Source organism: Deltaproteobacteria bacterium (genome assembly GCA_009930495.1).
Lineage (GTDB): Bacteria > Desulfobacterota > Desulfovibrionia > Desulfovibrionales > Desulfomicrobiaceae > Desulfomicrobium.
The window spans coordinates 1-9,359 of sequence record RZYB01000111.1 but is presented as its reverse complement, the minus strand read 5'-3'; the positions used below and the strand labels follow the sequence as shown (position 1 = coordinate 9,359).

The 9,359-nt window shown below is 60.4% G+C and carries 9 protein-coding genes and 1 riboswitch; of the genes, 3 read left to right on the top strand and 6 right to left on the bottom strand.

Features of this window, described 5'->3' with window-relative positions:
- Nucleotides 1-30 precede the first annotated feature (30 nt).
- The 4 genes from EOL86_09730 to EOL86_09715 all read right to left on the bottom strand — a co-directional run bounded on the left by EOL86_09730 (nucleotide 31) and on the right by EOL86_09715 (nucleotide 4,243).
- The gene (locus EOL86_09730; GenBank protein ID NCD25851.1) at nucleotides 31-804 is read right to left on the bottom strand and encodes an ABC transporter ATP-binding protein; all 774 of its coding nucleotides are present in this window, start codon (nucleotides 802-804) and stop codon (nucleotides 31-33) included.
- Nucleotides 801-1,820, bottom strand: coding sequence for an iron ABC transporter permease (locus tag EOL86_09725; GenBank protein NCD25850.1), 1,020 nt, complete (start codon nucleotides 1,818-1,820; stop codon nucleotides 801-803). Before EOL86_09725 ends, EOL86_09730 begins: the two co-directional genes overlap by 4 nt.
- Before the next feature lie 4 nt (nucleotides 1,821-1,824).
- Nucleotides 1,825-2,700 (bottom strand): sirohydrochlorin cobaltochelatase, encoded by an 876-nt coding sequence (locus EOL86_09720; protein ID NCD25849.1) that lies wholly within the window; start codon nucleotides 2,698-2,700, stop codon nucleotides 1,825-1,827.
- 91 nt (nucleotides 2,701-2,791) lie between these two features.
- Nucleotides 2,792-2,970, bottom strand: a riboswitch (cobalamin riboswitch).
- 595 nt (nucleotides 2,971-3,565) lie between these two features.
- Nucleotides 3,566-4,243 (bottom strand): PEP-CTERM sorting domain-containing protein, encoded by a 678-nt coding sequence (locus EOL86_09715; GenBank protein ID NCD25848.1) that lies wholly within the window; start codon nucleotides 4,241-4,243, stop codon nucleotides 3,566-3,568.
- A 509-nt stretch (nucleotides 4,244-4,752) separates the two neighbouring features.
- Here EOL86_09715 and EOL86_09710 point away from each other — a divergent pair.
- The gene (locus tag EOL86_09710; protein NCD25847.1) at nucleotides 4,753-4,956 is read left to right on the top strand and encodes a hypothetical protein; all 204 of its coding nucleotides are present in this window, start codon (nucleotides 4,753-4,755) and stop codon (nucleotides 4,954-4,956) included.
- A 102-nt stretch (nucleotides 4,957-5,058) separates the two neighbouring features.
- Here the strand turns inward: EOL86_09710 and EOL86_09705 are convergent, their stop codons facing one another.
- A complete protein-coding gene (locus EOL86_09705) occupies nucleotides 5,059-7,125 on the bottom strand; it encodes an HD domain-containing protein (protein ID NCD25846.1) in 2,067 nt (688 codons plus the stop codon).
- Between the two features lie 235 nt (nucleotides 7,126-7,360).
- Between EOL86_09705 and EOL86_09700 the strand changes: the two genes are divergently transcribed.
- Together EOL86_09700 and EOL86_09695 are read left to right on the top strand one after the other, a co-directional pair.
- A complete protein-coding gene (locus EOL86_09700; protein ID NCD25845.1) occupies nucleotides 7,361-8,608 on the top strand; it encodes a potassium channel protein in 1,248 nt (415 codons plus the stop codon).
- On the top strand, nucleotides 8,605-9,126 hold the full coding sequence (locus tag EOL86_09695) for a cyclic nucleotide-binding domain-containing protein (GenBank protein NCD25844.1): 522 nt from the start codon (nucleotides 8,605-8,607) through the stop codon (nucleotides 9,124-9,126). The genes EOL86_09700 and EOL86_09695 overlap by 4 nt, the downstream gene beginning before the upstream one ends.
- Before the next feature lie 41 nt (nucleotides 9,127-9,167).
- Here the strand turns inward: EOL86_09695 and EOL86_09690 are convergent.
- The coding region (locus EOL86_09690) for an HD family phosphohydrolase (protein NCD25843.1) at nucleotides 9,168-9,359 on the bottom strand (192 nt) is incomplete at its 5' end.

Below are 9,359 nucleotides of genomic sequence, written 5' to 3'. Positions count from 1 at the left end.
GCCAAAAGGGGACAGACCGCGAGCAGGACATTAAGAACGAGGCACCAGATAGGCCTGGGGCGCGCCGGTGACGGGATGCGCCGCCACGCGAAGGGGTGTTTCATAGATTTCGCTCAGTATTTGTTCGGTGAAAATTTTTGAGGTTGGTCCGTCGTGGACGATGCGGCCCTGTTTCAGAAAGACGAGGCGCTGGCAATACAGGGCGGCCAAATTGAGGTCGTGGACGACCGAAACAATGGTCAGGCCGGCCGCGTTGCGGGCGCGGAGCAGTTCGTACAGGTCGACGCTTCGGGCCACGTCCAGGTTCGCGGCGGCTTCGTCCAGCAGGAGCAGGTCCGCCCCCTGGGCTAGGGCGCGGGCCAGGAGCACGCGCTGGGTTTCGCCGCCGGAAAGTTCCGAGGCCCGGCGCGCGGCCAGTTCCCCGCAACCGGCCGCGTTCATGGCGGTCAGGGCCGCGGCGTTGTCGGCCGGAGCATATCCGCCCAGAAAGGACAGGTAGGGATAGCGCCCCATGAGCACCACGGACAGGACAGACGTTTCGCCCAGACCCGGATTGGCTTGGGGCACCGTGGCGCAGAGTCGTGCCCGTCGCCGCGCGGACAGGGCATGGATGTCCTGCCCGGCCACATGGGCGGTGCCCGATTGCGGGCGCAGCACGCCGGACAAGACCCGAACCAGGGTGGTCTTGCCGCCGCCGTTGGGGCCGAGCAGACCGACGAATTCACCACGCGCGAGACGCAGATTCACGTCCCGCAGCACGGACGCGCCGTCGTACCCGGCGCGGAGATCTTTCGTTGTGATCATGCCCGCTGGCCGCGTCTGGCCATGACCAGACAGAAAAACGGACCGCCGAAAAGGGCCGTGACCACCCCGGCCGGCAGTTCCGCGCCGTGATCCAGAATGGACCTCGCCAGGGTGTCGGACCAGAGCATGAGCAGGCCGCCGCCCAGGGCCGAAAAGACGAGTACGGTGCGGGCGTCGCCGCCGGCGAGCAGCCGGATCAGGTGTGGCACCACCAGACCGACGAAGCCGATGATGCCGGATACGCTGACCGCCGCCGCCGTGAGCAGCCCCGCGCCGATGACCAGCACGATCCGAGCCCGGGTCACGGCCACGCCAAGTTGGGCCGCCTGCTCTCCGCCCAGGGCGAGGAGATCGAGTTCCCTGGCCTGGGCCAGCACGAGCAGAAAACCCGGAATTAGGTACGGGAGCATCAGTCGGGCCTGTTCCCAGGTTCGCCCTTGAAAACTGCCCATGATCCAAAAGACGATGGCCGAGACGGACTCTTCGTTCAGGGCCTTAATCAGCGTCAAAAGGGCGGCCAGCACCGTGGACACCACGATGCCGCCCAGAATGAGACTTTCACGGGAGAAATCGCCGCTGATCCGGCTTAAGGACAGCACCAGGGCCAGGGCCGTGAAGGCGCCGATCAGGGCGGCCAGAGGGAGGGCCGGCACGGCGAGGGCATTTGAGCCCGCCCAGCCCAGGGTCAGGGCCAGGGCCGCACCGCAGGCCGCGCCGCTGGAAATGCCCAGGGTGAAGGGATCGGCCAACGGGTTGCGCAGCAATCCTTGAAAAACCGCCCCGGCCAGGGCCAAAGCCATGCCGCACAAAACCGAGACCACGATCCGGCCCAGACGCAGGTCGTGGACGATGGTCGCGGTGCGGACGCTGTCCTCGGACGCGGCGCCGGTCAGGGCGGCGTGGATTTCCTGGGCGCTTAAAGGCACTGGGCCGAAAAACAGGGCCGCATACATGGATGCCAGAAGCAGACAGCACAGACCGGCCGCCATGGCGGGTTTTCCTGTTTTCGGCCCCATGCGTTTAGTGCAGCCGTTCCACGGCGTGCTGGAGATGGTCGATCCAGATATCGGTGAAGGCCGTGCTGGCGGCGGTCCCGCGCAGTACGGGCACGCAGGCCAGGCCGTCCTTGGTCAGCACGGATTTCCAGGAATCGTCCTCGTCGCCGGCCATGTCGTTCATGGCGTGATCGCCGGCCACGGACATGAGCGGGCGCAGGTAGACCGTGCGGACCTTGCGTTTTTTCAGCTCGGCCCGGACATCATCCAGGGATGGCGCGCCCTCGACCGTGCCGACCAGGATCAGCGGGTCCAGGCGGTTCAGATAATACTGCAGGGCCGGATAATAGATGTTGCCGGGATGGTGGGTGCCATGCCCCATGAGAACCACGGCCTCGCCAGCTTTGCGCTCCCTGGGCAGGGTGGCCATGATGGCCTTGGCGCAGGCCTGCATGTCTTCATGCGAGGCCAAAAGCGGCATGCCGACTTCGATCTGGTCCATGCCCTTGGGCATGCCCGTGAAGGCGGACACGGTTTTTTGCAGTCCGTGGAATTCTTCGCCCGGGATGGTGTGCAGGGACTGCACGGCGACATGGGTGAACCCCTCGTCCATCATTTTGGCCAGGGCCGTGGCCGGAGAATCCTTGATCACGCCAGTGCTGGCCAGTTTGTCGCGCACGATGCGCGAGGAATAGGCCCAGTGCACCGGGAGTCCCGGAAAGCGCGCCTTGACCTGGGCGTCCAGGTGTTCCAGGGCCGCCGTTGCTTCGGGCACGGTGGTGCCGAAGGCCACGAGCAGGATGCCCTTTTTGGCCGGGCGTTCGCTGTGTCCGGCCAGGGCAGGGCAGGCAAAACAAAAGAAAAGAAGAATGATTCCGCAAAGACACGAGGCTTTTGACATGAGTCCTCCTGTTTGGCGGGGGCGGTGGGAGAAGAGCGACGCAGGCGCGTCGCGGGCTCCGACGTCAAAACCCCCGTTGACGTCGGAACTGGCCATGGATGTGGCCTCGGACAGGTCTTCCGGCTCGTTCCACCATGTTCGTCCTTCCCAGGCCTTGGCCCAGTGGAGCGCGAGGAAAATGGCTGTGTTGGAACTCACGGCGGCGGGTCCGCTCCCGATTCACACGGGATTCCCTTTTCGCCTTTCGGCATCCGAAGCGCGGATGAGCTAGCCAGGGGTGTTTGATCTTGTCAAGGCGCGATGCTGTTTGCCGGCGCCAGGGTTCTGGCTCGGAAACAGGGCCAGAACCCTGGCGGGCGGCATTGGACCGGAAGGACGCGTCTGGTGCTTGGGGTTCCGGGGAGACCGGCCGAAGCGCGGCGCGGCGGGATTATCGGGCGCGTGGTTTATGCGGAGCGTGAGTCTTTCGCGTTTTGTTCCGTCATGGTCCCTGGCGATCTGTCGGGGCCGTAACCCAGCGCGCTTAACTGTTCCTCAAGAAAACCGAGAAATTATCGGGTCACGGGTGGTAAGCGTTCCTCGTGGCGGACGGTCGACGCCTCGAAGGGAGGCAGCACATCGGCCAGACTGTGATAGACTGCGCCGCAGGGCGGAGCGCGCAGGCAATGGAACGACAGGATGGACAGCCCCGCGCCCTGGGCGACCAAGCCGTACTCCATGGAAAGCGCGCGGCAGGATTTGTATTCAAGGCGGGGGAGCCCGGCTTGGGCCAGGGAGTATTCGAAATCAAACCACTAGGGACGATCTAACAAAAGGCAGAGCCAATTGGCTCTGCCTTTTGTCCTGAAATGTGATCCGCTGCAAACTACTTTCTAAACTTTCTTCGGACTCTAGCTAACCCTACTAGACTAATGCAGGTCAGCAACATGGTGGAGGGTTCAGGAACAGGGTTGGGGGGCGGTTCAGTGGTATTGTAACTGATCACACCGGTTATTTCGTCAAAGCCACCCCAGTTATTGATATCTCTTCCGTATATTGTCAGTTCATTAACGCCGGTTTGAAAAAAAGATTGCATACCACTTGTGAGCAAATAGTTCAATTTTCCTGGCGACGTATCAATCGCATTTCCGGCAGAGTCTAAGTGAAATCCAGGTAGTGGTGTTTCAAAGTTTACTACAGCTGCATCAGATTGAATAGCTGCAACAGAATCATTAATATAAAGTGCGAACGCATCATTGATAATTGCAGTAAATAGAAAATCTAAATTTGCATAAGTAGATGGCAAAGTGAAATCAAAACGCAAAAATTTTCCTTGATTATAATTGAGATAAAGGTTGTTTGAATTTGGTTCTAAAGTGAATGTTTCATCAACTGGTATTGTTGGAACAGATGTAGGATTTGAAGAAAGGGTAGCAGATGTCTCAGTAGTGCTCACTAAAAAATCTGTTCGAGTGAAAGTGATTGTTTCTGCAAAAACACTATTTGAAATTACAAATAATGCCAAAATAAAAATCGCAAATTTTGAAAGTGTGAATTTGAGCATTTTTTAACCCCCTTATTTAATATCATAAACAATATAAATTTAAAATTAATATCTTGCGAGTGTATTTTTATTCTTTGAGTATTTTTATTTACTAACCAAGTAATATATATCTTGCTGACTTAATGAAAAAAAATTTATTCTACCACATTTGTGCTAAGTTAGTGCGAATGAAAAATTCAAATAATGTATACAAAAGAGGTTAAACAGTTATGTATATCAATCGATTTGTATGCATATTTTTGGCCATGTATTCCTGTTAAAGAAATTCAGACGCTTACAAAAAAAGACGTGTATACGTAACAGCGGAATGTAAAATAATCCAACACATCTAATTAAATATGTCGCGCAATGTGCAATTAAAGCAAGTGATTGCGAATTGATAAATAACAAAGAAGAAAATGAAAAATTTATCGACACATTTCTTTATTTATATTTTCTTAGATAATATTTTTGAATAATTTATTTTTCCAGTAATCACGCGAGAACGTGACCATCTGTATGGAGGCGCGATGTCTCGAGAAAATTTACAGGAAGAAGTGAAGCGGCGAGGTCGTAAACCTTTGCTTAACGAGCAGGACTATGCCTTGCCGCGCAAGCAAGTACGGCGCCAACCGGGAACGCCGATGGCCGAGTTGGTGCGTTTGCTGGAAGCGCATGGCAAGAGGGTCGGCGGCACGACGATCAGTAAGGACGTGACGGTGGAGCGGGACTGATCGGCGGACGCCCAGGATGCCGGCATGGAAGGGACGGAACGCGCGGCCCCGACAACACGCGAGAGAGGGGGGCCGGGTCGGCCCTTTCAAGCGCGGTGATCCCTATTCCTCGTCATCCGGATATCTGGCCCGGATGGCCTCGATGGTCTCCCAGACATCCTCGAAACAGGCCACGATCTCGGGGTCGAAATGGCTGCCCGCGTCCTGGCGCAGCACGGCCAGAGCCATGGCTGGAGTCCAGGCGTCCTTGTAGCAGCGCCGCGAACACAGGGCGTCGTAAACATCGGCCACGGCCGTGATCCGCGCGGCCAGGGGAATATCGGTGCCGCGCAGGGGCGGGGCATCGGTGCCGGTGTAGCCCGTGCCGTCCCATTTTTGGTGATGGTGCAGGGCCACGTCCCGGGCCAGTCGATCGACCTCGGTCATGGTGCCGGTGAAGATGGCCGCGCCCAGGGCGCAGTGGGTTTTCATGATGGCGTATTCAGCCTCGTCCAGGCGGCCCGGCTTTTTCAAGATGGTGTCCGCGATGCCGACCTTGCCCACGTCGTGGAGCATGGCCGCCAGGCGGATTTGGCTTTTCTGGTAGCGCAGTTCGTCGATATCGGTGCCCTGTTTCTCGGCCCAGCGGTGGTAGATCTCGGCCGCGTAGGAGCCGACGCGCTGGACATGGGCGCCGGTTTCACGCGGGTCGCGCAGGGCGGCCATGTGCAGCATGCGCAGGATGAAATTTTGGGTCAGGGTGCCGCGTTCGATGGCGCTGCCGGCATGGACCGCCAGGAGCTGGACCCGTGTTTCCATGACTTCGGTGAAGGCCTCGGGGTGTCCATCTGGCTGACTGTTGATGAGCTGCATGACTCCGAGCAAATGGTCGTTTTGGCCCAGAATGGGCACGGTCAGGGTCGAGACCGTGCGATACCCCGTGGCCTCGTCCAGGGCGGCGTTGAAGGAAAAGGGGACATCGCCGGGCAGGGCGCGCATGTCGCGGATGTTGACCAGTCGTCGTTCCAGCGCCACGTATCCGGCGATGGAGGTGTTATCCAGCGGCAGCGTGGTGCTCGCGTAGGCGTGCTTGTTGGCGGCCGAGCCCGGAAAGAGGGTGTTGTTGTGGATGTTGGCGAAGGTCAGGCCGTTGCCCTCGCGGAGAAATATGGTCCCGGCATCGGCCTGGGTCACCGCGCGGCCTTCGAGCAGGATGCGGTCCAGGAGCACGCCCATGTCGTTGTAGCGGGCCAGTTCACGCGAAAAGGAATTGAGCCAGGAAAAAAGGGCGAATCCGGACCCGCCGGATGCCTCGGCGTCGTTGCGCGGGGTGGTGGCGCAAAAGGGATGGTCCATGGCGCACTGTCCCGGCCCGGACAGTTCCAGGCCTTCGGCGGCCATGTCCAGCATCACGCCAAGATGGCCGAAGCGTTGACGCAGATCGTCGAGGATGGCGTCGAGCTGGTCGTCGGTACGGGCCGGGTCGTGATGGGAAAAGAGCAGCCAGCGCACGCCGGCGGCCTCGGCCATTTCCGGCCAGGCGGCAAAGGTGGAATGTCCCCAGCCCTGGCGGACCGGATATTCGGCCTCGGTGTACTGGGCGTCGACCACGGCCACGTCGGCGCCGCGCAGAAAGTCGGCCATGGATGTGTCCTGCCGGGTGCATTCGTGGTCGCCGGTGAAGAGAAAGGTCCAGCCATCGGCCGTGACGCGGTAGGCCGTGTTGCCACCGGGATGGTGGGTGGCCATGGTTTCGATCAGGGCGGAGCCGACGTGGAAGGTTTCGCCGGGCGTGAACTCGTGCACGTCGAGCTTTGAGGGCAGCTTGTCGAAGGTTACCGGAAAATAGCGGCGGTCCATGATGCCCCCCAGGACGCTGCGGATGCCATCGCGGCCGATGTCGCGGGGGGCATGGATATCGATATGGCTTTCGGGCGAAAAGATGGGCGCGAACATGGGGAAGCCAAGCAGGTGGTCCCAATGGGCGTGGGTGAAGCAGAGGGCAAAGGACGAGGGGCCCGTGGCCATGAGCTCGTCGCCCAGGGCGCGGATGCCCGAACCCGCGTCGATGATGACGCGGTCGCCGGCGTCGGTCAGGACCTCGATGCAGGTCGTGTTGCCGCCATGGCGCTGGGTTTGGGGCGACGCCACCGGAATGGAGCCCCTGGTGCCGCGAATGATGACCTTCATGTGTCCTCCGTCTCTCGAGTGTTTTCCGACAAGCGTCAGGCGCTTGGGGATGTCGCGTACAGCCAGGCGGGTATCATTCTTGATCGCGTTGGCCAACTCTTCCAAACCGCGTTGGCGCGTCGTTGCTCCCGCGCGGAGCGCGCGGGGCTGAATCGCGGCGGGAGCGGGAGGGCAATGCACCCGATCCGTTTCCTCGCGGCATTCGTGATCTTCTCGCGACAATGCCTTCCGCGTCGTGTTGTCCGGTCATGGCGTCTTGACTCCCCGAACCGCTCTGTTAGCGTGCCGCGATTCCCAAGGAGTGACCGTGTTCGCTTTCCGTTTGCCGAAAAAATTGTCCCGCATCGTGCTCGACCATCCGTTGTGCAAGCTTGTCGGGCTTATTCTGTTCGTGCTCTTGGGCAGCGCGTGCGGGTATTATTTTTTCGAAGTCCATCAGGGCGGGCGCGATCTGGACCTGTTCGACGCCTTCTGGTGGGCCGTGGTCACCCTGACCACGGTCGGCTACGGAGATATCGTGCCCGCTACCTTGGGCGGGCGGGTCATGGGCGTGGTGGTCATGTTTTGCGGCATTGGCTTGGTCAGTACGCTGACCGGTAATCTGGCCTCCATGCTCGTGGTGGAGCAGGCCAGGAAACGCAAGGGGTTGGTGGTGGTCAATCTTTCCCGGCATGTCGTTATCGTGGGTTGGAACGCCTTTGGATTGAACCTGGCCACCTCGTTGCGGGCCAACGGCGTCATCGGCGCGGGGTCGCGCGGACACTTGGTTCTGGTCAACAGTCTGGGGCAGGACGAGCGCGACGCCATTGCCGCCCAGTTGGACATGGGCGAGCGCCTGCATTTCGTTTACGGCAACGTGACCCAGGTCGGGGTGCTGCGCAAGGCCGCTCCGGACCGGGCCGCCGTGCTTTATCTGCTGCCCCGCGACGACGGCCAGGCGGCCAAGGACGCGGAGCAGGAAACTCTGTACGCGGCCCTGGCGCTGCGTGAGCTGGCCCCGCGCGTGCCGATTTACGGCGAGGTGCTGCTGCCCGAGAGTCGCAGTCACTTGCTGCGGGCCGGCGTGAACGAGGTGGTCGTGCGCGGGGAAATCGGTTCGCGCCTGCTGGGCATGATGGGCACCAGCTTGTCCATGTGGACCTTCGTGGAGCGGTTGCTCGGGGCGCACGGGTCGTCCCTGCTGGGCTATCGGTTGCTCGGCGCCGAGGAGCGGGCCTCGACCTGGGGGGCGCTCTTGGCCGAATCCCGGCGTCGGAACGAGCTGCCCCTGGGTGTGTGTCGCTTGGGTGGTCATCTGTCCTTGGAGGATGTCTTGGACGAAGGCTCCGCCTTGGACCGGTTCATCTTGGAACTCTTTCACAATTCCGGGCAGAAAACGGTTCTGGGCTCGGTCGGGCCCGAAGTCCTGCCCAATCCGGCCGATGATCAAAGCCTAGCCGGGTATGATGCCCTGCTCTATCTCAGGGCCGGAGGCGGAGTATGAGTGCATTCACGGACTGGCGGTCCGTCGCCGTTTTTCGGGATTTGAGCGACCGTGATCTGGAGCTGGTGCGCGAAGTCTTCGGCACGCGGCGGGTGGAGGCGGGGCAGAATTTGATCACCGAGGGGGAGGAGGGCGACGAGCTGTTCATTCTGATTCACGGGAAGGTGCGCATCAGCAAGTCCATGTTGCTGGGCAACATCCCGGTTCCGCTTCTGGCCACGGAAGACCCGCGCAAGGTGTTGGCCGTGCTGGATGATTCCCAATATCCGCTTTTTGGCGAGATCGCCCTCATCGACCGCGACACCCGTTCGGCCACCATTCATGTTTTGGAGGATTCCGAATTTCTGGTCACGGACCGGGACCGTTTTTTCGAGCTGGCCCGCCGTGAACCCAGCCTGGGCTTTCATCTGCTGTTGGCCGTGACCCGGCGTTTGGCGGCCACGGTGCGGCGCAACAACCAGGAGTTGGTCAAGCTGACCACGGCCCTGGCCCTGGCCCTGGACCGCGCCGCCAGATAAGGGCGCAATCCGGCCCGTATCCCGCCAGGGGCGCGGCCGCGTCAGACGGCCAGGCCAACTTCGACCTCGATGGCGGAGATGGCCGCGATGGCCAGGGCCAGGAAATCTCCCAGTTCCACTCCGATCTTCTCGCATTCCTTGATGGTCTCCCGGCAGACCGAAGCCGCGAAGGCCTTGTCCTTCATCTTCTTTTTCAGACTTTTGGCTTCCATGCCCCGCATGCGCGTTGGCCG

Bases quoted from the DNA above. Each gene is read 5' to 3' on its own strand.
- EOL86_09730 (NCD25851.1), bottom strand. From the start codon at position 804: ATGATCACAACGAAAGATCTCCGCGCCGGGTACGACGGCGCGTCCGTG.
- EOL86_09725 (NCD25850.1), bottom strand. From the start codon at position 1,820: ATGGGGCCGAAAACAGGAAAACCCGCCATGGCGGCCGGTCTGTGCTGT.
- EOL86_09720 (NCD25849.1), bottom strand. From the start codon at position 2,700: ATGTCAAAAGCCTCGTGTCTTTGCGGAATCATTCTTCTTTTCTTTTGT.
- EOL86_09715 (NCD25848.1), bottom strand. From the start codon at position 4,243: ATGCTCAAATTCACACTTTCAAAATTTGCGATTTTTATTTTGGCATTA.
- EOL86_09710 (NCD25847.1), top strand. From the start codon at position 4,753: ATGTCTCGAGAAAATTTACAGGAAGAAGTGAAGCGGCGAGGTCGTAAA.
- EOL86_09705 (NCD25846.1), bottom strand. From the start codon at position 7,125: ATGAAGGTCATCATTCGCGGCACCAGGGGCTCCATTCCGGTGGCGTCG.
- EOL86_09695 (NCD25844.1), top strand. From the start codon at position 8,605: ATGAGTGCATTCACGGACTGGCGGTCCGTCGCCGTTTTTCGGGATTTG.